General features: G+C 61.6%; 16 protein-coding genes. 5 read left to right on the top strand and 11 right to left on the bottom strand.

All coding sequences use genetic code 11. The features are described from left to right. Nucleotides 1-76: 76 nt before the first annotated feature. Both J3R75_RS16965 and J3R75_RS16970 read right to left on the bottom strand, forming a co-directional pair. The gene (locus tag J3R75_RS16965; RefSeq protein WP_307264110.1) at nt 77-2986 is read right to left on the bottom strand and encodes an ABC transporter permease; all 2910 of its coding nucleotides are present in this window, start codon (nt 2984-2986) and stop codon (nt 77-79) included. A 58-nt stretch (nt 2987-3044) separates the two neighbouring features. Beyond that, nucleotides 3045-3776 (bottom strand): ABC transporter ATP-binding protein, encoded by a 732-nt coding sequence (locus tag J3R75_RS16970; RefSeq protein ID WP_307264113.1) that lies wholly within the window; start codon nt 3774-3776, stop codon nt 3045-3047. Between the two features lie 314 nt (nt 3777-4090). Between J3R75_RS16970 and J3R75_RS16975 the strand changes: the two genes are divergently transcribed. After that, complete coding sequence (locus J3R75_RS16975; RefSeq protein WP_307264116.1) at nt 4091-7042, top strand: right-handed parallel beta-helix repeat-containing protein; 2952 nt, start codon at nt 4091-4093, stop codon at nt 7040-7042. A gap of 232 nt (nt 7043-7274) precedes the next feature. Beyond that, nucleotides 7275-8579 carry a PQQ-binding-like beta-propeller repeat protein gene (locus tag J3R75_RS16980; protein WP_307264118.1) on the top strand — a complete coding sequence of 435 codons (1305 nt, stop codon included), beginning with the start codon at nt 7275-7277 and terminating at the stop codon, nt 8577-8579. Nucleotides 8580-8656: 77 nt separating this feature from the next. On the opposite strand, the gene J3R75_RS16985 is transcribed toward J3R75_RS16980, so the two are convergent. Continuing rightward, on the bottom strand, nt 8657-9295 hold the full coding sequence (locus J3R75_RS16985) for a sugar O-acetyltransferase (RefSeq protein ID WP_307264120.1): 639 nt from the start codon (nt 9293-9295) through the stop codon (nt 8657-8659). A 692-nt stretch (nt 9296-9987) separates the two neighbouring features. Here J3R75_RS16985 and J3R75_RS16990 point away from each other — a divergent pair. Both J3R75_RS16990 and J3R75_RS16995 read left to right on the top strand, forming a co-directional pair. Beyond that, nucleotides 9988-10728 (top strand): IclR family transcriptional regulator domain-containing protein, encoded by a 741-nt coding sequence (locus J3R75_RS16990; RefSeq protein WP_307264121.1) that lies wholly within the window; start codon nt 9988-9990, stop codon nt 10726-10728. A gap of 806 nt (nt 10729-11534) precedes the next feature. After that, nucleotides 11535-13859, top strand: coding sequence for a hypothetical protein (locus J3R75_RS16995; protein ID WP_307264123.1), 2325 nt, complete (start codon nt 11535-11537; stop codon nt 13857-13859). A gap of 285 nt (nt 13860-14144) precedes the next feature. Here J3R75_RS16995 and J3R75_RS17000 read toward each other — a convergent pair whose 3' ends face one another. The 3 genes from J3R75_RS17000 to J3R75_RS17010 form a co-directional block, all read right to left on the bottom strand. Further along, nucleotides 14145-15854, bottom strand: coding sequence for an ankyrin repeat domain-containing protein (locus tag J3R75_RS17000; protein ID WP_307264126.1), 1710 nt, complete (start codon nt 15852-15854; stop codon nt 14145-14147). A gap of 35 nt (nt 15855-15889) precedes the next feature. Beyond that, the gene (locus J3R75_RS17005) at nt 15890-17509 is read right to left on the bottom strand and encodes a glucosidase family protein (protein WP_307264128.1); all 1620 of its coding nucleotides are present in this window, start codon (nt 17507-17509) and stop codon (nt 15890-15892) included. A 230-nt stretch (nt 17510-17739) separates the two neighbouring features. After that, nucleotides 17740-18585 (bottom strand): sulfite exporter TauE/SafE family protein, encoded by an 846-nt coding sequence (locus J3R75_RS17010; RefSeq protein ID WP_307264130.1) that lies wholly within the window; start codon nt 18583-18585, stop codon nt 17740-17742. 273 nt (nt 18586-18858) lie between these two features. Here J3R75_RS17010 and J3R75_RS17015 point away from each other — a divergent pair, with 273 nt between their 5' ends. Beyond that, complete coding sequence (locus tag J3R75_RS17015; RefSeq protein WP_307264133.1) at nt 18859-18981, top strand: hypothetical protein; 123 nt, start codon at nt 18859-18861, stop codon at nt 18979-18981. 297 nt (nt 18982-19278) lie between these two features. On the opposite strand, the gene J3R75_RS17020 is transcribed toward J3R75_RS17015, so the two are convergent. The 5 genes from J3R75_RS17020 to J3R75_RS17040 are packed head-to-tail and all read right to left on the bottom strand — an operon-like array spanning nt 19279 to nt 22935. Next, complete coding sequence (locus J3R75_RS17020) at nt 19279-20355, bottom strand: type IV pilus twitching motility protein PilT (protein WP_307264135.1); 1077 nt, start codon at nt 20353-20355, stop codon at nt 19279-19281. 43 nt (nt 20356-20398) lie between these two features. Beyond that, nucleotides 20399-21184, bottom strand: coding sequence for a tetratricopeptide repeat protein (locus J3R75_RS17025; protein WP_307264137.1), 786 nt, complete (start codon nt 21182-21184; stop codon nt 20399-20401). A gap of 42 nt (nt 21185-21226) precedes the next feature. Next, nucleotides 21227-22255, bottom strand: a complete 1029-nt coding sequence (locus J3R75_RS17030; RefSeq protein ID WP_307264139.1) for a S26 family signal peptidase — start codon at nt 22253-22255, stop codon at nt 21227-21229. Then, nucleotides 22252-22458, bottom strand: coding sequence for a DUF2997 domain-containing protein (locus tag J3R75_RS17035; protein ID WP_307264142.1), 207 nt, complete (start codon nt 22456-22458; stop codon nt 22252-22254). Before J3R75_RS17035 ends, J3R75_RS17030 begins: the two co-directional genes overlap by 4 nt. A 3-nt stretch (nt 22459-22461) precedes the next feature. Next, nucleotides 22462-22935, bottom strand: coding sequence for a hypothetical protein (locus J3R75_RS17040; protein WP_307264144.1), 474 nt, complete (start codon nt 22933-22935; stop codon nt 22462-22464). Between the last annotated feature and the right edge of the window lie 6 nt (nt 22936-22941).

Consider the following 22941-nt stretch of genomic DNA (forward strand, 5'->3'; position numbering starts at 1 on the left):
GAACAAGACACCGGGGGGGATATATGTGACCGGCGCCGTGCCGTCCGGATGATCGGCTATTTTTTTCGCGGACGGTTTAGTCTTTGGGCCCGTCTTGGAGGAGAGCCAATGGCCAGGTGCGGATGACGCAGAGTGCGGGGATGAGTGCGGCCGCGAAGGATAGGCCGAGGGTGATAGCCAGTCCCTTGCCGAGTTTGAGCCAGGGCAGAGCGAGGTTCCAGCCCATACCGCCGAAGAAGCTGAGGTGCGTGGCCATCTGGGCGCTGCAGAGGCCGGAGAAGATGCCGAAGGACAGACTGAGCACGCTGGCGGCCAGGCCGATCATGAGGGCTTCGCCGAGGATTAGCCGGGCCATGGCACCGCCGCTCAGGCCGACGGCGCGCATGACGCCCATTTCCCAACGGCGTGAGCGCAGGGCGGCGGCGGCGGTGTTGGCCACGGCCAAGGCGGTGACCAGCAGGAGTAGCATGGGTAGGCGCAGCATGCCGGCGACTATCGTCTCGGTGCGACTGAGGATCGACTGGCGCAGGTCCGTGGTGCTGGTGAGGCGGATGAAATCACGCTGGCTGGGCACGTCGCCTCGGCCGGGGATGTGGTAGAGCTGGCCGGCGTTGCCGCTGGCAATGCGCTCCAACGCCTTGGCTATCTGCTGCTGATCCGCGTTGGACTGGATATCAAACCACAGGTAATTCACCCGCGACAGATTGAAATCGCGGCGGACGGAACGGCTGTCGGCGAAAATCATTGCCGCAGTACGCGCGCTATGGCGCCTGGTTCCAGAGAATTTGGAGAACCAATGCCAGCCTTTAAGGTCGATAATGCCGGCGACGCGGTATTCCACCAGGGTTGTCGGCGCGTCTGGCGGGATGACGGCGAAGATGTCGCCGATGGCGAGCTGGGCACTGTCGGCGAAATGACGGGGGATGAGACAGGCATTGGTGCCGGAACGGAGGTCCGCGATGGCTTTCTGGGGATTGCTGCCGCGGCTGAAAGAGAAGGGCAGGAGAGGAGCGTCGCCGGCGTAGGCGCGGGTACTGTCCAGACCGAAGAAGACCACGTTGTCCTGACGGACGACATTTTGGCGTTGGCGGCTGCCGGTGAGATCTTTGGCCAGCTGTGCCTGTTCGACGGCGACGGGCAGGCAGCGTTCGCTGTCAATGCCGGTGATGGCCAGCACGGCGCCCATGTCGTCGTCTTTCAGGCCGCCGGGGATAATGGTGGCGAACATATCGGGCAGCCAGTCGCCGGGCAGAAACGGTTTGAGCATGGATGCGCTCCAGATGATTGCTGTCATGTACAGTCCCAGACCGACGCTGATGGCCATGACGGTACCGGCACCTCGCCAGAGATTGGCCCGGCATTGCGAAACGAGGAAGGGTGGTTGGAGACAGAGCAATCGCGCCAGCGGTCCGGCAAACAGGCGTTGCGTCAGGCTGTACATGGCTGGCGCCAGCAGGACGAAGGCCAGGGTCATGGCTGGGCAGCCGGCAAAGCCGTAGAGACGGATGCGCAGTTCTTCCGGCATGCCGGGTAAAAATACAATCAGGGGATTGACGGTCAGCAAGATCACGGCCAGCAGCAGCAGGCGACCAGGCAGCGCGCGCTGCCTAGTGGCGAGCGGTGGTGTGATGGCGTCAAGCGGTTTGACCCGGGTGGCGCGCCAGGCCGGGTACAGCGAGGCTGCGAGCGAGCCAGCGAGGGCACAGAAACCCGTGAGGAAGATGGTCCAGAAGCCGATATGCCAGTCCGCAGCGGTGCTGTTGCGCCCTGATTCGCTGGTCAGCGACGGCAGCCACAGCAGCAGCAGGCGACCCGATATCAGTCCGCCCAGCCAGCCGATCAGCCCGTAGAACAGCCCTTCGACGAGAACGACCTTGGCCAGTTGCGAACGCGCCAGGGCGACGGCGCGGAGAATGGCGAAGTGCCGGACCCGTTCTTCGACGCCCATGCTCAGGCTGCTGAAGATGATAAAAAAAGACACGAGCATGGTGATGCCCGTTGCCGAATAGGCCTGCATGCGTAAGTGGCTGTGGGAATCACCAGCGCGGAGGGCCTGGGCGACGTCGTCGTCGTTGAACAGGCGAGCCTGGGCAGCGTCGAGTTGTTCGCGCCAGATGGTCGCGAAGTTGCTTGACTGGCGTTGTTGATCGGTGAGCATAATCAGCGCATAGGATGCCTGGAGGGGGCCGCCGGCGATACGTTCGCCATCGATCCACGACACAAAGATGCTGTCCGGTCTCGGCAACACCAGCTGTTCGCCTTTCGCTGCCAGCGTGTGCAGCTTGCGTGGATTGGGACCGTCGCCCATAATACCCTGCACCTGCAGCGTGAAGCTACCGGCGCTGGAACCAAGCGGAAAACGCTTCCCGACCTGCACGCCCAGGCGCTTGGCCAGTGCTTCGCCCAAAACGCAGGGAATTGCCCGCGTGGTTGAAGCCACGGCCAACGCCTGTGCATCGCTGTCCAGCCAGCGACCGCTGTCCATGGCCAATGGTGGTATTTCCGCCTTGCAGGCGACAACGACGGCGCCGCGCGTTGGCAGGCCGTAGGTCGGTGGGGCTATTGGCGCTGCCCCGGAAGCCCCGTCGTCGGGCCGTCCGCCATCGTGGCGTCCTCCGTCTGGCTTGCGTCTTTCTGATCGTGTGGCTCCGCGGGGGCGGCCGTTGTCGGGGCGTTGTCCTTCTGCTTGGAGATTGACATCGACAGGGGCGAAGGTAGCGATGGTGTGTACGGAGGGCGAGGCGTTGAGGCGTTCGATGATCTGGCTAGAGATGGTCGGTTTGAAGCTGCCGCTGGCGGAGAGCAGGAGATCGTAGCGGCCGATGACGTCTTCTGGTTTGTCGGCGGTTTCGGCGAGGATGCTGTCGTAGCCGGCGACCATCCAGGCGACGATAGCTGCCGAGGCAACCATGGCGCTTGCTGTCAAGATGGCACGGACGGGGTTGCGGACCATGTTGGCCCATGCCAGTTTACAGGTCATCATCATGTACTTGTTTCCCTTGCTTCCTGCTGCGGGGGCGCTGTGGCTGCGACGTGGCCGGCCGTCAGGCTTCCTGGTATGCGCGCGCTAAGTCCATGGCTGTCATTTCGTTAGTGACAGAAATCTCACGAGTGAAATTACCATCGCGCATGACGAGGACGCGATCGGACCAGATGGCGACAGCTGGCTCGTGCGTGACTAGGACGATGCAATGCTGGTCGTTGCGGCAGCAGTTGCGGAGCAGCTGGCAGAGGGCCTGGCCGTTGTCGCTGTCGAGGTTGCCGGTGGGTTCGTCGGCAAGGATCAGGGCCGGGTGGGGCAGCAGGGCGCGGGCAATGGCCACGCGCTGTTGTTCACCGCCACTAAGCTGATTGGGGTAGACGCCCAATTTATCACCAATACCCAGTCGTTCAGCAAGTTGGACAATGTCATCATGCCTGGCTTGGCGGCCATCGGCCAGCATGGGCAAGGCGATGTTGTCATGGACATTGAGGGTGGGGATCAGATTGAAGGCCTGGAAGATGAGACCGATGTTGCGCCGGCGCATGGCAGTCAGGCGCCGGTCACTAAGCCCGGCGATGTCGTCCCCGTCAATCTCGACCTTGCCGGCGCTGGCGGGGGTGAGGCCGGCGATGACGTGCAGGAGGGTGCTTTTGCCGGAGCCGCTCGGGCCCATGATAGCGACCATCTCGCCGCTGTTGGCGTGCATGGACAGGCCTTTAAGAACCTGAATCTGTTTGTTTCCCTGCTGGAAGCTCTTGGCAAGTTGCTGGACGGCCAGAGGTGTCGTGCTCATACTGTGTTGCTCTCACAATGGAGGTGAATGGGTGTCGTGCTGGCTATGCTGGAAACCTTCAGCAACTGCCGTGCCAGGCGGCATAGGCAGGGCGCCAGAGCCTGGGACCAGGCAGGTGACCCTGCAGGTGTCGGCGCCTGCACCGTGGCAGGGCAGGCGTGGGGGCTCTATACAACAAAAAATATCGGGCAGGACGCGGGAAGCGGCAGTAAAGTAGCACGGTTGACGCAGAATGATCGGTCGTGGCGATAATTTCCAGACACTATTTTCTGACGGCGAGACTAGCGCGAAATGCAAAGACAAGGAGTGCGCTCATGTCCACAATCAAGCGAGTGATGACGGTGTTGGTCTATGCGGTCTTGGCCGCTACTGGCTATTGCCAGGGACAGGGACTCTATTACGTGGCGGTCAATGGCAAGGACGCCTGGAGCGGGACTTTGCCGGCGCCCAACGCCACCGGCAATGACGGCCCCAAGGCCAGCCTGGCGGCTGCTCGTGACGCCAGCCGGGTCATGGCGGGGCTGGAGCGACGCATTGTCCTTGGTGAAGGTCGCTTCTTCCAAAACCAGCCTTTGCAGCTGGACAGTCGCGACAGCGGGCTGGTGATTGCCGGCGCCGGCGTGGACAAGACCATCGTCTATGGTGGTCGCCGTATTGAGGGCTGGCGCCAGGCAGGTGAGCATTTCTGGCGGGCGGAGCTACCGAAGGACCTGCCCGACTGGTCATTCCGGGTGCTGTTGGTCAACGACCAGCTGCAGGCGCGCGCGCGTTTTCCGGAGGAGGGCTATCTGGAGCACGAAACGGAGTTCAAAGTGCGCTGGATGAGCACGGCCGGCGGCGGCTGGGAGCGCAAACCGACGGAGAAAGAATGCATCCAGCTGCAGTACCGCCAGGGCGACATTCCGGCGACGCTGGCGGTTGCCAATGCCGAAGTGACAGTCTGCCACATGTGGAGTGAATCGACGGTGCTCCTGGCGGGGCATGACCCAGCGACGCGGACCTTGACTTTTGCGTCCCGGACTGAGTATCCCGTCGGGTCCTATGGTGTCCATCGCTACGCGCTGTGGAATATCCGCGAAGGCATGACGCGGCCGGGGCAGTGGTACTTGGACCGCACGGAAAGGGCCGTGTATTACTGGCCGGCCGAGGGCGTGGACATGGCGACCGCGATGATTGTGGCTCCCACCGTGGAGAGCATTTTTGACGTCCAGGGCACGGCGAAGGAGCGCGTCAATGGCTTGAGCATCAGTGGGATGACCATGTCGGCCACCCATGCCCCCATGCGTCCAGCTGGCTTTGGCGCTGCCAGCTGGCCCGGCGCCGTGCAACTCACCTACGCGGACAAGGTGTTGGTTGACGCCATCGCGGTCTGCAATGCTGGCGGCTGGGGTGTGCGCGAGTGGAACGGTCAGGGACTGGTTGTGAGCAACAGTTTGTTCCATCACCTCGGCGGCGGCGGCATCCGCTTCGGCAGCGCCGAACGCATTGACAACAACCGTATTTACCATATCGGCTTGGTCAGCGCCAGTGCCATCGCCCTATCGGGCCGCTGTGAAAAAGCGCTAATCCGCCGCAATGTCATTCACGACACGCCGTATTCGGGCATGAGCGTCGGCGGTGTCAGCACCATCATCGAAGAGAATCTTCTCTATCGTTGCATGCAGGTGCATCGCGACGGCGCGGCCATCTATGTCAGCAGCTCTACGGACTGCATCATTCGCCGGAATCTTGCCCGGGACATGGTGCAGATCGGTCAAGGCTACGGCGTGTCGGCCTATTACCTGGACGAGAAATGCCGCAATTGCGTCGTGAGTGAAAACGTCGCTATCAATATCCCGCATCCCTCGCAGAATCACATGACCTTGAATTGCGAGTTGCGGGACAACGTTTTCATCAGCGAGGGCGACATGAAAATCGCCTTCAGCCGCTGTAACGGCCACGTGGTCAGCGGCAATACCTTCCATATTGGCGGCAAGCTCAATGTCACCGAACCGGATGCTATCAGCACCTGGGCCGACAACGTTATTTTCGTGCGCAATGAGACCGAAGGGCGCATCATGGCGGAAGTCCCGCAGCCTGAAAAGGCTGTTCGGGACAAACCGCGCTACTTCCGGCCCCAAAATCACGACAGCGTGCCCGTGGTGGACGGCAAACTGGGTGATGGCGAGTGGCCCAATGGCGGCCTGGCTTTCAATGAACGGATTAACCAGCGCGGCGTCCGCGGCGCGCCCACCAGCGTGAAAATCCTGGCCGACGACGAGTTCCTGTATTTCTTCAGCAACATCGTCACCATGTTCCCTGATCAACGCAAACTCGGGACGACCTGGGGTGTTGACGAGGGCGTCGAACTGGTGCTTGAAAGCCGCGATGGCGACAAGCGCCACTGCTACGTGCTGCGTGGATTTAGCGATGGTACGTTGCAGTCCCTGACGCTTGCGGGAGTAACGCAGGAGCAGGCCGAAGCGTTCCGTAGCGGCGTGCAGTACGCGGCAGGCGTTGACAGGCTGGTTTGGCGCAGCGAGTGGGGGGTGCCCACCAAGGCGTTGGGGCTCACGCCTGGCGAAAAGACCACGCTCCGCTTTAACATGACGGCATACCGCAGTGAAGACGATGTCTTTGCCCAGCTCGCCGGCACCATGGGGGAGACTTGGGATCTGGAACGCGGCGCGGTGCTGATGCTCAATTGGGACGCGCCCGCAGCCCAAGCGGCGAAAGACACGCCGTTGGTGCCGGCCTTGACCGGCGCCATCGCTGCCGACTGGAAAGGCCTGGCGCTGGAGCTGGCGCAGACGCCAGCGGGGGTGCCGTTGTCGGCGACGCCGGCGCAAGCGCTGTTGGCGCGCAGTGGCGATACACTGTTGGTACGCGTGGTCGTGCCAACGGCGCAGGTGACCAAGGGCGCCACCTGGCGCCAGGATGACGGCGCGGAAGTATGCCTGGCTGGCAAGACCGCCGATGGCAAGGCCGTCGTGTGGGTGATACGCGGTTACGCAAATGGCCAGCTGGAGCTCAGCGACGAGGCCGGCGCGCCCCCTGCGGCCGGCGACGCCCAGCGACCGCAGCTGCAGTTTCAGGCTACAGTCAACGCCGGCAATTGGCAGGCCGAATGGCGGCTGCCGATCGCAGCACTGGGTCTTGACAGTACGAAGCCCGTGCCCTTCAATATCGGCGTGTTCCGCCAGCAGGACCGGCAGTGGATCAACTGGATTGGCACTGGCGGCGCGACCTGGAAGCTGGCCAATGCCGGCGCCATCCGACTGCAATGACGTGCGTTACGGCGCGCGAACGGCACCTCAACCGTGAATTTGGCGCGAGGGCGCGCGCGGTGCTGGCCGCCAGACCGCGCGCGGTGTTTGCATTGTGTCGTGTTTTGTTTGTGCTGGCATGCAGCCATTGCCGGCGGTGCGGGTCAAAAGACGATCTGCCGCTATGGCTTTCCCGAACGTCAATAGCCGGTTTGTAAGCATTCACCCCCAAAAGCCCTGAGGACCCTTGCCTATGACAACTACACGTTCTTTCTGTGTAGAGTTTATGTCACGCTCTGTTGCCAAGAGCATTCTTGGCGCTGCGCTGGTGCTGTTGGCGGCGCGCGGCGTGGCAGCTGACGACGTCCCGTACTGGCGTGGCCAAGGGCATCATGGTATTTACACTGAGCAGGGCACGCGTTCAACGTGGCCCGAGGGTGGTCCGGCGCAGCAGTGGAAGACGCCGGGTGTCGGCGCGGGTTATTCCTCGCCCGTCGTAGTAGGCCGACGGGTCTATGTCACTGGCTACAAAGAACGTGATGGGCAGCGGGTGGAAATGCTCTGCTGCCTCGACCGCGATACCGGCGCCGTGCTGTGGCAGAGCGATTACGGCCAAGCGTGGAGTAAGGACTACCCCGGTTCGCGCAGCACGCCGACCTTCAGCAAGGGCGAAATTTTTGCCATCAGCGGTTCCGGGGAGGTGGCGAAGCTCGATGCGGCTAGCGGCGCGCTGCTCTGGAAGGTCAACGCCAAGCAGCTGTACAAGGGCGTCAATGGCGGCTGGGGCAGCGCCGAATCGCCGCTGGTTGATGATCGCGCGGTGTATTTTACCGCCGGCGGTTCACAGACGACCATGGTCGCGCTCAATCGCCTGGACGGCAGTGCGCTCTGGCAAAGCCGCTCGTTCAACGATAAGGCCAGCTACGTCAGTCCCACCGAAATTATCCACAACGGTCAGCGGCAAATCGTCGGGGCAACGACCAATATGCTCTTCGGCATCAAACCCGAGAGTGGCGAACTGGCGTGGTCCTGTAATTTTGGCCAGATACTGGACGGGGGCCGGACCATCAAGCGCTACGACATCATCGCCAACTCCATCGTCTATCGCGACGGCCGGCTACTCTTGTCCAACGGCTACGGCCATGGCACGGCGATGTTCAAGCTCAATGACGATGCCAGCGCTGTGGAAACGCTGTGGACGAACCAGGACCTCAGCTCGCAGCACCATGGCTTTGTCTGGCTGGGCGACGTCATATACGGCGCTTCGCACAATCGCAAGTGGACCTGTGTTGATGCCGCGACGGGACGGACCCTGTTTTCCGAGCGGGTGCCGCAACTGGGGCAGGCGCAGGTGATTGCCGTGGACGGTCGGCTACTGGTCTATGACTCTGAGCGCGGCAATGTCATTCTTGCCAAAGCCGAGACCGGCGCCCTCGCGGAAATCTGCCGTTTTGTCATCCGTGATGGCGAGCAGCAACACTGGTGCCACCCGGTGGTCGCCGGTGGCGTCCTCTATCTGCGTCGCGGCGATGTCGCCATGGCCTATGACCTGAAATGACGCTTCGCGCGCTTGGCGGTGGACATGATATTCCGCCGTCAAGCGTTGTGGCTATGGTGGACGCCGAGTGTTGCTAATTAGATGGTTGGTCGATAGCCGGCACAGATTTCCGGCTTGTTGACCATGCTGTCGGCGTCGCTGATTTCACGAATGACCTTGCAGGGCACGCCGGCGGCGAGGGAATTGGCGGGAATATCGCGGGTGACGACGCTGCCGGCGCCGATCACGCAGTTGTCGCCGATGCTGACGCCGGGGCAGACCACGACGTTTGCGCCCAGCCAGCAGTCCTTGCCGATGTTCACCGGCTTGGCGTAGCAGAGGTGTTTTGGGTTGCCGGCTTGGTCGTACATGACCCGGCGCTCATTGGGCAGCAGCGGATGCACGGGGGTGACAATGGTCACGTTCGGGCCGAAATTGCAGTCGTCGCCAATGCTGACCGGCGCGTCGTCCTGCACCGTCAAGTTGTAATTGAAAAAGCAGCGTTTGCCAATTCGCGTATGGCGGCCGTAGTGGAAGAAGATCGGCCCCTGCATGAAACTACCCTCGCCAAATTCGGCCAGGATGAGCTTGGTCAGATGTTGGCGGACTTCCACGTCGTCTTCGTTGGTCCGGCTGTACTCGGCGCTGAGTTTGTGTGAACGCAACTTGATCGCCTTGAGTTCTGGGTCGCCGGGGCTGAATAACACGCCTGCGAATATCTTCGCTTCCTCTGACATGGATGGTCCTTTCCTGATTGGCTGAAGGGGGGGGCTATTGACCCGTACATTGGTCGCGGCGAAAGCGGTGGTTTTTGGCCGCCCTTGAACATAGGGCCAAGACGCCGGCATGCAAAGTAGCCAGGGCAGAAATTGTGCGTACGCCGTAATCGGTCTGTGATTGATAACCAAAACTGTGATGCCTCTACGAGGCACTGTCTGTTGGCGGCTGCGTCCCCAGGCTAAAGCCTGGGGTTAAGCATGGTTAAGTGCCTACGGCGCAAAAACATGGATATTGAATGACGGTGGTTTTCGGCCCGAACCGGACAAAGCAAGTCGTCAGATCGGCCAAGTTCGGCCCCGAGGGCCGCGCCATGCATAATCCCGGGTGAGGCACCTGGTGAGGAGTTTGCCGCTTCGCGGCCAGGGATGCCGGGGCGCGCTTGGCTCCGCCTGCTGGCGTCATGAGACGGCGCGGGCTGAAAGCCCGCACCACGGCCGAGAGACGGGCGCGGGACGCATCGGAAAACGGGCGCGCTTGGCTCCGCATACAGCGGGAAAGGCTGGTATCAATGAGCAAGGACTTACTTAGCGGCTAGCAGTCGCATGCCGCATGTCGTGTTTTTGCCGAAAAAAGGATTACACTACGGGCGCGAAAAACACTATTTTCCGAGATCGTGTATAGGATATGCAAGCAGGATGGCGGTTTTGAAATGGCAGAAGTACTCGTGCGCTCAGTAAAGAAGGCCCTGGATGCCCTCGATGTGATTGTCGAAGGCGCGGTATCGGGCGAGGGCGTTGGTCTCAGTGACATCGCGGCGGTGTTGGACGAGAAAATGCCCACCTTGCGTAATATCCTCAAGACTATGGAGCACTGCGAGTACGTCGCCCGGGATGGCCGGCGTTACGTTCCTGGGGCGAAATGCAGCGATATCTACCGCAGCGCCCAGAGCAGGAAACTGCTGGCGACCCTGGATCCGCAGTTACGAGCACTCGCGGCCAAAATAGGCGAATCGCTGGTGCTGTGCACCTTCATCCATGGGCAGCGCGTGTTGCTCGGGCGCTATCCGGGCTCCAATCCCGTCAGCGTGAACATTGGCGTCGCCGAGTACAAAACCGAGTATTCGCTGGTCACGACCCGCATTATGCTGGCGCAGGCGACGCCGACGGAACTCGACCTCTTCCGGCAACGCCACGGCGAGCCCGGACAAGAGTGGCCTGACGCCTGCCGGGGACATCTCGACAGCGCCCTCGCCAATCTGCGCTCGGCGGGCTTCGCGGTGGAAAAAAACAGCTCGTTCTGCGCGTTCGCCGTCGCCCTGCAGGACGCCAATGGCGCGCTGCTCGGTGCCGCCGGCGCCTACGCGCCAACGTTCCGCATGACGGCGCAAAGCGAAGAGCAACTCGTCGCCGCGCTCAAACAACTGGCCGCCACCACCCACAAGACGCTCTGATTGTATCCCCTTTTTTTGTCCGCAGATGACGCAGATTCACGCAGATTTCATTTTTATACTCGGTGTCGGGAATCGGTCAGCCATTGATAATAGCTGGGACCGTGGTGACGCCTGGGACCGATGGGACTAATTGGCGACTGTGCGCTGTGGCGAGGACTCACGGACTCATGAGGCATGATCCCATGGATTGGACTGTGGGGACTTTTGGGACTGTGGGGAATGACGCCTTGGACGCTGGGGACTGCTTGAGGACCTCTTGGACTCCTATGAAACCCGCAGCCGCAAAGGTCGGCGGAAATCAAGGTCAAATGGTTGGGCAGCGGTTGGCCGTGGGTTTCCTGCAAATTGTCCTCGGAGTTTTCCCCACTGGGGGGGGACTTACCGATTACGTCTCTCGGCCGTGGAGTGGGCGTCTCGCCCACTCCGACAAGACGGCTCATTAAACCGTCCTCGTCATCCACGCCGACCGTACCCGGCCCGTCTCCCCCGCCGCACGAGCCGTGCGCACAGCGGCTAGAAGCCGCTGCTACTCTGGGCCCGCCATGACTCCGCTGCCGCAAAGGTCGGCGGAAATCAAGGTCGAATGGCTGGGCGGCGGTTGGCCGTGTGGGTTTCCTGCAAATTGTCCCCGGTGTTTTCCCCACCGGGGGGGTACTGACCGATTGCCGGTGTCGCCTGCGGACAATTTCGGGGTGTTTGACAGCGGCAAAAGTTCATCTATAATTAACGACGTTCATTATTGTTTAAATAAACTTGTGTTTTGCGTGTCTTGGCCAGTAAGAAAAGAACGACTTGGGAGACGACAGATGGATGTTAAGGAAGCGATCAAGAGTTATGCGTATGGGCTAGGTGCGGATCTAATTGGTTTTGGCGACATCGGGCGTTGCCGGCATGCTCCGCCGATGATGAGCCCGCAGGGGCTGTTTCCCGGTGCCAAGACGGTGATCGTGATGGGGATTCACCATCCGGATGCGTGTATTGAGCTTGGTGGCGAAGAGCATCCGCAAAAGATCGGCGCCTATTCGGTGCAGTATCTGATGAATTCGCGGTTGGACGAGTTGTCCTATCGCTTGGCGACGCGGATTGAAGAGCTCGGATATGGCGCGATTCCGATTTGTTCGAGTAACATCTGGCGTTACAACCAGTACAAGGACCTCAAGGCGGTTTTTGCACCGGACGTCAGCCACATTTACATGTCGGTGGTCGCCGGCTTGTCCGACATGGGCTACAACGGCTTGGCGTTGACGCCCGAGTACGGCGCGCGCAACCGCTTTGTGACCGTGATTACCGACATGGAGATCGCGCCCGACCCGTTGATTCCGCCGGGGACGATCTGCGACAAGTGCATGCTCTGCCGCAAGCACTGCCCGAGCCTGGCCCTGTCCAAAGAACTCGACGGCGAGAAGGTGCTGCGCATTGACGACTACGAGTACCGCTTCGCCAACAAGAATCTCTGGCGCTGTGCCTGGGGCGAGCATTTTGATCTCGATCTTGATCTGGAGATTCCTGAGAAAGTTACCGAAGAAGTGATTGTCGATAACGTGAAGAAATACGGCGTGCGCAGTGGCGAGATGGGGCAGTGCCTGAAGTTCTGCGTGCCGCGGGCAGTGCGCAGCTTCGACAAGAGCTATTCGAAGACGCCAATGCGTCGCTATGCGATACAGTGGGATGAGACGATTGAGTCGCGGGCCGTTACCGACAAGCTGATCAATGACTGCTACAAGAAAGACATTGAATACGTGGTCGTGCAGTCTGCCGCCAGCCTGAAAGCGCAAGGCATCGACATTGCCGATATGCTGCCGGGCGCGGAAAGCGCCATCACGCTGGTGCGGTCGGTGCCGACGGCGCTCGGCGCCACGCGCGATGAGGCCGCGCGGGCGGCGTTTTGCAGCGCGACGGATTATCATATCGACTCGGTTGGTTACGATTTGACCCGCGACATCGAGTTTTATGGCTTCCGTTCGCTGATGACCATTGCCGCCAGTGCCTCGCATTACGACCCAATGGGTCTCACGCCAGTCAATCGCCAGATTGGCGACAAGCTCTTTGGTGCCGAAGCCGGCAAGGCCTGGCGTTTCAACACCGTCTTCACGCGCAAGAAATTTGCCGAACGTCCTTTTGCGCCGCCGGCGTCGGCGTCGCGGGCCTGTGTGCCGACGGCGTACCGGCATGGCGCCGACCTGACTGGCGTGCTGAAGGACTACGCGAAGTCGGTTGGTGCCGACCTGGTGGGCGTCGCCTCGGCGGCGCGCATTGTGTCGATCGCAGCCCAGCTCAAACCGATTTACGACGGCCAGATCAGTCTCAAGGCTGTGGATAAGGCCCATCCCTTCACGGAGTGGAATCCCCAGATCAGCGAAGAGCCGCTGAAAGTCCTGACGGCAGCGGATTATGTGCCCAATGCCAAGTCGGTGCTGGTCATTGGTCTGCGCTACCACGAGAAGGTCGTGGAGTTCGCCACCAAGCCACCGGCCGAGGCGGTGGGTCCCTATGCTTTCCAGAGCTACGTCACCCGTTGGCAGGGCGGCTTGATGGCCGCAAAGATCGTGCAGAAGCTCCAGCAACTGGGCTATCAGGCGGTCATGACGGCCGATCTGATGGGCCTGGGCAGCGCCATCGCCAGCCCGCGCGGTTATATCGAGGACCAGTTCTGTAACCGCTTCGCCGCAGTGGCCGCCGGTCTGGGCACCATCAGCCGCGCCGGACGCGTGGTCACCCGCGATTTCGGCATCCGCCAGCGCTTCATCGCCATTGTCACGGACGCCGCGCTGACGCCCGATGCCCTGCAGGATGCCACCGCCGAGCTCTGCAAGAGCTGCGACGATCTCTGCGTCAAGGCCTGCCCGACGGCCGCCATTAGCAGCGATGTCGTGCAATTCCAGTGCGAGGGCGTGACCTACGCATACAATCGCATCGACAACAGACGCTGCGACTGGAGCAAGCGCTACGCGCTGGCCGGCGACAGCGGCTTCAAATTCCTCGGGTCCAAATTGGACGAAGTACCCGAGGGCGATATCGACGCCGAGAAGTTGGCGACGGCCCTCAAGAAGCACGACCCGATCAAGAAATACCGCCCGGTGGCCTGCGAGCCCTGTGTGCTGGTGTGCCCCTACGCTCGCGCGCAGAAGTAGAGGGAGGTTTGTTTTGCGAGGGGAAGGAAATGGCTGTTAGCCATTTCCTTCCCCTCGCGCTCCCCTACCTATCCCATTTCTGGCGCTTGTCGTTGCCGCTGTCGCGGCTGCCGCCAAGCGCCGGGATGTGGGGAAGGCGAGGGCGGGAGGAGTGAGGTTTTGTGGGTGGGAGGGAAGGGAGTAAGTGAGTTTTGCGAGGGGAGGATTCATCTCCCGCTATTGATGTGGCGCTGATGTCTGATATATGGCTCAGGAAAAGCAGGTGAAGGCGGTCAGGACGGACAATCATTGCTGGGGGGCTTTTCGTGTTGCCATTCGGCGCCGCGCGGCCATGGCCATGGCGTCCCTGATGAGGTGGCGGATCTCTTCGCGGACCGCCCGCTCATCGCAGCAACTGAGAGCGTCGCTGGCGTAATCAAGCAGACTGTGGCCGGCGTAATCGCGCTGTTTAAGGGCGCTTGGCTTCGCGAGGATATCCGGCAGCAATGGCAGTAGCCCGCGTTGTACGGCGAGCATCTGCGGCGTGACGCCGTCGTTGTTGACGCTGGTGGCCCATGACATCTTGGGCGCCAGCACCTGCCAGATTTCGCAGGGGTGTTTGGACAGCACGGCGTCATGGAGCAGGGTGTTGCCGTTGCTCGTGCGCAGTTGGGTGTTGGCGCCGTGGGCCAGTAACACGCGCAGAATTTCCGGCCGCGTGAGGTGGATGACCAGCGCGCAGCGGCCCTGATTGTCCACCACGTCGGGATTGGCGCCGTGCGCCAGCAGGCATTCGCAGAGTTCGGGGCTGATGGACTTGACCAGAATGGGCGCCAAGCCGCTGTTCTCTTCGGCATAGTCGGGCGGTGCGCCGTGTTCCAGCAGCAGCATGGCGATGTCGTCATCTTCCAGCAAGACGGCCTGCAGGAGGGGCGTTCGGCCAGTGTGGTCGCAGAAATGCGGTATGGCGTGGTGCCGCAGCAGGAGCTGGACTGCGGGGAGATTGCCGCGCAAAACGGCATGGAACAGCGCGGTGCGGCCTTGCGCGTCGTGGATATTGACCAGCACGCCCTGCTCAATGAAGTACTCCACCATGGGGATGGCGTCATCATCCAGCTCGTCGTTGTATTTGATCGCAGCCATGATCAGTGATTCTTTGTTGGCGGGCCGCAACTCGACGTCGGCGCCGGCGGCGACCAGGGTCTTGACCGCGGCGAGGGAATTTGCCCGGACGGCGTAATACAGCGCCGTGCGGCCGTCGTTGTCCGTCTTGTTGACCAGATCGCGGCAGGGCGTGAGCAGGAAGTGCACGACAGCGGCGTCACCGCCCTGGGCGCCTGCGTGCAGGATGGTTCGGCCAACGTCGTCCACGGCCAGGACGTCCGCGCCGTATTTGACCAGGGTTTTCACGACGTATAGGCCGCTGTAACTGGCGGCGACGTGAAGTGGGCTGACGCCGTATTTGCCTTCCGCATTGACATCGGCGCCGGCGGCGATGGCCTTGAGGACGCCGGCAAGGTCATTGAGGAAGCAGGCCGAGACCTGGGACAGGGTGGCGTTAATGTCGTAGCAATGGCTGGGGGCGTCGTCGGGGCACATGCGGGGCAGTTGGCGGTCAGCGGTGTTGTCCTCGCCGGGTGCGTTGTCGTGCTGATCGTAGACAATTAAGCCATGTTCCCAAGGCGGCAGATCGCGCTCTTGGTATATTTCGGCGATACCGCGTGGGCGGCCTTTGGCCTCGCTGCAGTGGGCTTTGCTGATGCGGTCCATGCGGAAGTGTCGTTCCTGCTGACGGAAGTAGCAATACCCGGCCAGATACCACTGGTTGCTCCAGCTGAAGATGACTTCGGGGAGGACTTTGCGGTGACTGACCTGGCCCTTGTCGTCGCTGTAGTCAATGCGGACGATGTGGCAGGTTTTCAGGCCTCGCCAGAGAGCCTTGAAGATGTCGGCCGGAATGGCCTTCGGTATATGCGGCCGTTTTGAGTCCCGGTAGAAAAAACCGTCGTAGGTCATCGGGTCCCCCTCGGTTGTTGGACTACGTCGCGCGGTCAGTATTGCACGGTGACGGTGTCGCCGGCGGCGAGTGTGTCAACGCAGGCGTAGTGGCTTTGGCCGACCTGTTCGTCGTGCCAGGCAGCGGGCTGGCCGTTGCGGGACACGGCGGTGGCGGTGGCGCTGTCGGGCAGATAGAGGCGCAGCTTGGCGTGGTGATGGTCGGAGAGCAGCTGGACGCTCAGGGTTCGTGCCTGGTAATCGGCGGCGAAGTCGTATTCGACGGCCTTGCCGCTGCAGGCGTATTCGAGTCTGACGCAGGCGCGGGGTTCGCGGGCGGCAGCGAAGCGCGGCGACAGCGTGACGTTGGCGAAGAGCTTGCCGTTGTCGACGACGCCGGCGAGGCCGGCGCATTCGGCATGCATGAGTTCGGCGCCGCACCAGCAGCGGGGACCGCCGCCGATGTCCTTGCCATCCCAGTCGTAGAGGAAGGCGACCTTGCCATCGCCGCTGATTTTGCGGGCCATGCGCTTGAGGATGTCCACGCCGTAGCTTTCCTCGCCGGTCTCGAAGGCGCCGAGGGCGAGCTGGCCGGCGACGAATGGGGCGATGGCGCCATTGACGTACTGGCCAGCTTTGCGGCCGTGGAATATCGGGTAGGGCGGTTCGAGATTGCGGAAGTCGTCGTACTCGCCGTGGTATTTGTCGCGCATGGCGCGATAGGCGGCGATGACGCGCTTTTTCTCAGCGAAGGTGAGGATATTGCGGTTGAGGGCGTAGGCATTGGAGAGACTCATCTGCCGAGCTTCGTCGACGCCGTAGTCGACGGGGTCGATGGCAAGGAAGTGGCGGAAGAAATCGCCATTCCAGAGGTGGGTCATGACGCGTTCGCGGAGGGCTGCGGCCAGCTCTTCGTGGCGCTTGGCGGCGGCGGTATTGCCGAGGTAGCGGTGGAGTTTGGCCATGATGAGCCTGGCGTTGAAGAGGCCGGTGTTGTCGCCGTGGAAGATGCCCATGGGGTCATCGGGGTGGATGGCACGGTCGTGGCTGGAGCGCATGTTGTCCAGAAAGTCCCAGGTATCGAGGGTGCGCGGGCGTTTGGCGAGTTGGTAGTGGCTGTCCCAGCGGAGCGGGTCGCTGCAGATGTAGTCGAGGCCCTTTTCGAGTTTGGGCATGGCCTGGGCGAGCCACTGGTCGTCGCCGGTGGCCTGCCAGATCATGTGGACGCCTTCGACCATCAGGTATTCAATGTCGGCTTCGAGCTCCAGGCGGCAAAGACCGAAGGCCATGCCCTCTTCGTAATAGCAGCATTCGGGCGACGATATTCGCGTGGTCACGCCGTCTTTGACCCAGGGGCGACCGGAGTGCATGTCGCTCACGGGGGCGATGATTTCGTAGAAGAAGCCCTTGGCGTGCTGCTTTTCCAGCAGGAGATCGGGGAAGGTGCGGAGGTCTTTCTCGGTGTAGCGGAAGCCCTTCACGGTCAGGACGTAATCGCGGATCCAGTGGAGATTGACGCGGATGAGGCGCTCGCCGTAGATGAACACGCGGTTGTTGAATTTCATCGCGCCTTCGCAGAAGCCGAAAAGGTGCGACAGTTGTTCGGTGTGGTAGGCGGTGGCGCCGTTGGGGATGTTCCCGACGGCGATGTAACTGCCTGGCAGGCGATTAGTCATGCTGGCTCCCGCTTGTATCCGCAGATTTCTTTTTTTATCCGCAGATGGCGCTTTTTTTATCCGCAGGTGGCGCAGATAAACGCAGATTAGTACAGAATGCTAATGGCGGCACGGTTCGCCGCTGCTGTTTTTGCTGCAGACTTAATAAGCTAACTGCATAAAAAAGAAATCAGCGACCTCTGCGGAGAAATTCTACTACTTTTGCCTGGGCGGGGCGGCGTTGGCGGGCTTTAGTGGGCGAGGGTCTGCCAGATGGTGGTGATGCCGAGGATGAGAGTGATGACGCCGATGGCCAGGCGCAGGCGGGTGGTTTTGATGACGCGTACCGTCCACGCCGAGAATGGCACGGAGAGCAGGGCGCCAATGCAGAGCCACGGTGCCAGTCGCCAGTCGATGTCCTGGGGATGAATCCAGTACATCAGGACGCCGACGACGCAGGTGAGGCCTTCGGCCAGGGAGGTGATGCCGATGGCGTTCTTGCCGTCGACGCCGGCCAGGAGCTGTCCGCCTGTGACCACCGGGCCGTAGCCGCCACCGCTGATGCCCTTGTTGAAGGACGCCAGCAGGCCTAGGCCGACGATCCGTTTCCAGGAGAAGGCGAAGCTGCGGTTGATGGTGGCGAGGATAACAACGCCGATCACGAAGACCAGCACGCCGATATACAGCTTGAGATAGAATTTGGGCAGGTTCAAGGCGAGCATGACGGACGACACGGTGCCGACGATGGAGCAGGAAGCGATGACCAGGGTAACTTTCAGGTGCAATGGCAAGCTCTGGCTCAAGCTGCTTACCAGTCCCGCTTCGCGCATGCGCCTGCCGATCAGGCGCAACGACATGGTCTTGGGTAAAAGCGTGACATTGCCCATGGCGTGGTGGGTGAAGCCGGCAAGCAAGCCCGTGAACAACTCCGACAGCAGGACCGCCGGGATGATCTGCAATGGCGAAAAACCCATGCACAAGAGCACCGGCGTGAGGGTGGTGCCGTAGCCCATGCCGAGCGTCGAATCAACGTATTCGCCGACGAAGGCCAACGCCACAACCACTAACAACATGGTGAGGGTCAATTCCATGTCCATGGAGAAAAACCTGTCCTTGGGGGTGACGAGCAACCAGGGGAAATTGGAGGAAAGGAGGGGGGGAGTGGGAGGCGAGAGATTGGGGAATGAATGCGGCTGGTCGCCGAGAAATGGCCGAAAAGGACTCGGGCGGCCTGGCCGAAGGAGGGGGCGGCGACACGCCGCGGTACGACTTCAGGCAGGCCCCACCAAACGACGGGGCGCTAATGTCACCCGGTTTTTGCTCTTGTCAAACGTAATGGATGTATTCCGTCCAAACCGGGTAATCGGTCAGTGTACACCCCGGCGCTTCGCTGGGACAATTTGCAGGAAACCCACGGCCCGCCGCCGCCCAGCCATTCGACGTTGATTTCCGCCGACCTTTGCGGCAGCGGAGTCATAGCGGGCCCAGAGTAGCAGCGGCTTCCAGCCGCTGTGCGCACGGCTCGTGCGGCGGGGGAGACGGGCCGGGTACGGTCGGCGTGGATGACGAGGACGGTTTAATGAGCCGTCTTGTCGGAGTGGGCGAGACGCCCACTCCACAGCCGCGAGACGTAATCGGTCAGGAACCACCCCGGTGGGGAAAACACCGGGGTGGTTCCTGACCGACTACATACCGGGGGCAGGCCCCATTCTTTTTTATCCGCAGATGACGCAGATTAGCGCGGATAAAGAATTTGCGTCAACGGCGGATGAAAAAGGGACCATTTCTGCCTACGGGTCGATTTTTTTGCGGGAATATTTGGCGCGGATGGCGTCGGGATTAGCGGCGTGGCTGAGGAGGGTGTCGTAGCTGATGATGCCGCGTTCGTGGAGGTCTTGGAGAGTACTGTCCATGGTGCACATACCGCGGCGGCTGCCCATTTCGAGCTGGGTGACGAGCTTATGGGGGGCATTTTCGCGGATGATATTGCGTTCGGGGGCATCGACGAGGAGCAATTCGTAGGCGAGGACGCGGCCGCGATTGCCCACCGTGGGCAGCAGCTGCTGCGAGATGACACCGAGCAGGGTGTTGGCCAACTGGAGGACGACCTGCGTCTGCTGGGACGGCGGGAAGACGCCAACGATGCGTTCGAGGGTGTTGATGGCGCTGGAGGTGTGCAGCGTCGCTAGGACGAGATGGCCGGTTTCGGCAGCGGTCAGCGTGGTTTCGATGGTGTCGTGATTACGCATTTCGCCGACGCAGATGACATTGGGGTCCTGGCGCAGGATGTGATGTAGACCGGACTCGAAACTGAGGACGTCGGTGAACAATTCCTGTTGAATGATGATGGACTGTTTGTGGCTGTGGACGTACTCGATGGGGTCTTCGATGGTGATGATCTTCCCGCAACGCCGGCTGTTGATCTGATCAATCATGTAGTTAAGGGTGGTGGTCTTGCCTGAGCCGGTGGCGCCGGTGACGAGGATGAGGCCACTGGGGCGTTCCAGTAGCTTGTCAATGGCTTCGGGCAGCCCCAGGTCCTTTCTAGTGCGCATGGTGGTCGAGCAAGCGCGGATGGCCAGTTCGGGCGAGCCATTGCGGTGATAGACCGACACCCGGAAACGGCCGAGCTCGCCGTCGGTGAGGGAAAAACAGAGAGCGAGTTCGTTCTTGAGGACCTTGCGTTGTTCGTCGTTGATGGCTTTGTCGACGAGCTGTTGCAAGTCGTCGCCGGAAAGTGGTTCGGCCTCGCCGAGGATGATATCGCCATTGACGCGCCAGGCCGGGGGGAGACCGGCGATGAGATGGATGTCCGACGCGTCGTAATGCCGGGCCGTCAGCAGAATCTCTTTCAGAGTCATGTTCATGGTCGCTTAACCCGTGGCTGCGACGCGAGGGGGCGCGTCAAGACTATTTTTTGGCGCCGAAGAGGCGGGCAAAGAAGCCCCGGCGCGCGCGGGACTGGGCGAGGTATTGCGCGACGCTGGTCATGTCCGGAGCGAGGACGCTGGCCTCTTCGAGGGCCTGGTGCGCCTCGGCGTTTCGACCCAGGGCCAGGCAGAGCCGCCCCAGGGCCAGGTGCAATTCGGCCTGTTGGCCTTGGGTGGCCAGCATTGACTGGACAAATTTCATGCCGAGCATGACGGCGGCGTCCTTGCCGTTGAAGAGGCAGCTCTCGGCGATGAGCACGCGTGGTCGCCAATCCTGCGGCTGGCAGCTGCAGGCTTGTTCAAAGCAGTATTCGGCATTGCGGCGTGCGTAGAGGAAGATTTCACCGCGGGCAATAAAGGGCAGGGCGCTGGTGCCGGCGCTCTCCAGTGACGAGTCCGAGAAGCCGCAGGCGCGCTCGAAATCTGCGCAGCGGGCGGCCAAAATGGCCCGGACGGCGAGGAGGTCGGCGCCTTCGCCGACGATGTCGATGGCCTTGCCGTACCACAATTCGGCCTCGCGGTATTCCTGGAGATTAACGAGGCAGAAGATTTGTCCGAGCCAAGCCTGGGCGGAGCCGGCGTCGATGCTGGCGGCCTGCGAGTAGCTTTTGAGCGCTGGCTCCCATTCGAGGCGGTAGAAATGCGTGTTGGCGGCGTCGAGGAAGAACTGTGCGTCCTTGATCTGTTCGCCACGGCTGGCCGGTGCGGCAGGCTTGGCGGCGGTCGGCGCGTCGTTGATTTCCAATGCATTGAAGCGGTGTGTCATAGAAGCCATTCGGAAGCGGTGACGGTTTGACTGTGTGGGTTGCTACGGCATGGCCTGGCGGTGCCAGAGTGGCCAGCGGACAATGACCTTGCCGCGCACGCGCTCGGGTGGTAGGTTCGGCCTGGTCGCGGCTAGCTGATCTGGGTATGGGTCACCCCAATCGGCATTGATCTGCAGCCACGACGCATACACCAATACCTCATTGTCCTGCATGGTGAAAGGTTGCCAGTTCATGCCCCTCCATTCATGATTCAGTGGCTGCTGTTCGGCAGTGTGGCCGTCAATGTATACGTGCGCGTCTTTGATTGCAACGTGGTGGCTGCCGGTGGCGATGACGCGGTCGTAATAGCTGCCGAAGCGGGCGTCATAGTAGGCGCCGAAGCGGGCGGCGACGAGGTCGCCGGGCTGATAGTGATCCTGTGGTACGACGCGAACGAGCATACCGGCACGCAGGTCGCCATGCTGATAATAAGCGGGAATGATCTCCCAGCCAGCGGCGGCGATGGCACTGTGCACCAGCATGCGGTCTGCCAAGCCAGCGGCAAAGAACAGGAAAAAACTGAGCAGGCAGATGCGGAGGGTTTCGCCAAGGGGCGCGCCGGGGCGTTGCAGAGCATCGATCATCGACCAGGACTGGACGGTGGCTAACAGCCACAGACAGAGCCGCCAGTGCGGCGTGCCCAGGGTGATGACGAGCGCGACAAAAGCCAGCACGGCTGCGTACAAAAACGCGCGGCCGCGGGCGCGACGCCCCAGGCGGAATTGCCGCCAGGAGGGCAGGAAGAAGCCACAGAGAATGGCGACTGCCGCGCGAAAAGCCAGCGTCTCGCGGAAAGAGCTGGCGTCATTGTCGCCGGGTGTGTCTGGCCGTGGGTAGCTGGGCCAGACGAAGCCCTGGCGGCGTTTCCAGGCCATGAGCAACTTTTGCCAGCGCCGGCGCGACGTGGCACGCGGGGGCGTCCGGTCGGCGGGCGCTGCTGCCGCAGCAGACTGGCTGTTTAGCAGTGCATTACAGCGCAGACAGCGCTTGGCCTGATCGAGGTTTGGCAGACCGTATTGTGGGCAGATCATGTGCGGCTCTGATCCTCGATATCGACGTCGCGGTGTTCTTCGCACTCATAGAATTCGGCGGTGGGAGCGAAAGACAGCTCTTGGCCGATGATTTGGGCGAGTTCCTTGGCCAGTTCCTGGCAGGCTGGGCCCTTGATGCCGCTGACCGTGGCGCGGACAGTGCCGTCCGGCGCGATTTGGATGTCGATTTCGCGTGCTGGCATCGTTCAGTCCTCCCATCCGCGCAGTTTGATGTGGATATTGTCGTCGGCATCGACGGATTGATCGACGACGCTGAGGTGCCGTGCCTGCATTTCCTGGACGATGCGCTGGTAGGCGTATTGCTGGACGACGCGGCCGGCGATGTCGCGGCCGAACTGCTCGAGTTCGGCCTTGCTGTAGCCGCTGCCTTCCACGCAGATTTTCAGTTTGCCGCGGGCGTCGCGTGAGAAAATGACTTTGAGGCTGTCGTTGGCGAAGACGAGTTCTTCGTCGCGGCGGATGGTCGTGCCGACCTCTTCGCTGTTGGCCAGGTCGAGTTCCACGCGCGTGTTGGTTTCGGTTGCCACGTCGGTGGTGTTGTTCGTTTGGGCATTGACAGCGGTGAGACCGACTGCGCCCATGACGGCTGCGGCCGCGCTGCAAAGGACTGGCCAGGCGGCGGTGGCGACAATGGGGGCGATGACGACGACTCCGCTCATGCTGTG

This window comes from Oligosphaera ethanolica, assembly GCF_030814695.1.
In the GTDB taxonomy this organism is placed as follows: Bacteria; Verrucomicrobiota; Lentisphaeria; order Oligosphaerales; family Oligosphaeraceae; genus Oligosphaera; species Oligosphaera ethanolica.

Bases quoted from the DNA above. Each gene is read 5' to 3' on its own strand.
- J3R75_RS16965 (WP_307264110.1), bottom strand. From the start codon at position 2,986: ATGATGATGACCTGTAAACTGGCATGGGCCAACATGGTCCGCAACCCC.
- J3R75_RS16970 (WP_307264113.1), bottom strand. From the start codon at position 3,776: ATGAGCACGACACCTCTGGCCGTCCAGCAACTTGCCAAGAGCTTCCAG.
- J3R75_RS16975 (WP_307264116.1), top strand. From the start codon at position 4,091: ATGTCCACAATCAAGCGAGTGATGACGGTGTTGGTCTATGCGGTCTTG.
- J3R75_RS16980 (WP_307264118.1), top strand. From the start codon at position 7,275: ATGACAACTACACGTTCTTTCTGTGTAGAGTTTATGTCACGCTCTGTT.
- J3R75_RS16985 (WP_307264120.1), bottom strand. From the start codon at position 9,295: ATGTCAGAGGAAGCGAAGATATTCGCAGGCGTGTTATTCAGCCCCGGC.
- J3R75_RS16990 (WP_307264121.1), top strand. From the start codon at position 9,988: ATGGCAGAAGTACTCGTGCGCTCAGTAAAGAAGGCCCTGGATGCCCTC.
- J3R75_RS16995 (WP_307264123.1), top strand. From the start codon at position 11,535: ATGGATGTTAAGGAAGCGATCAAGAGTTATGCGTATGGGCTAGGTGCG.
- J3R75_RS17000 (WP_307264126.1), bottom strand. From the start codon at position 15,854: ATGACCTACGACGGTTTTTTCTACCGGGACTCAAAACGGCCGCATATA.
- J3R75_RS17005 (WP_307264128.1), bottom strand. From the start codon at position 17,509: ATGACTAATCGCCTGCCAGGCAGTTACATCGCCGTCGGGAACATCCCC.
- J3R75_RS17010 (WP_307264130.1), bottom strand. From the start codon at position 18,585: ATGGACATGGAATTGACCCTCACCATGTTGTTAGTGGTTGTGGCGTTG.
- J3R75_RS17020 (WP_307264135.1), bottom strand. From the start codon at position 20,355: ATGAACATGACTCTGAAAGAGATTCTGCTGACGGCCCGGCATTACGAC.
- J3R75_RS17025 (WP_307264137.1), bottom strand. From the start codon at position 21,184: ATGACACACCGCTTCAATGCATTGGAAATCAACGACGCGCCGACCGCC.
- J3R75_RS17030 (WP_307264139.1), bottom strand. From the start codon at position 22,255: ATGATCTGCCCACAATACGGTCTGCCAAACCTCGATCAGGCCAAGCGC.
- J3R75_RS17035 (WP_307264142.1), bottom strand. From the start codon at position 22,458: ATGCCAGCACGCGAAATCGACATCCAAATCGCGCCGGACGGCACTGTC.
- J3R75_RS17040 (WP_307264144.1), bottom strand. From the start codon at position 22,935: ATGAGCGGAGTCGTCGTCATCGCCCCCATTGTCGCCACCGCCGCCTGG.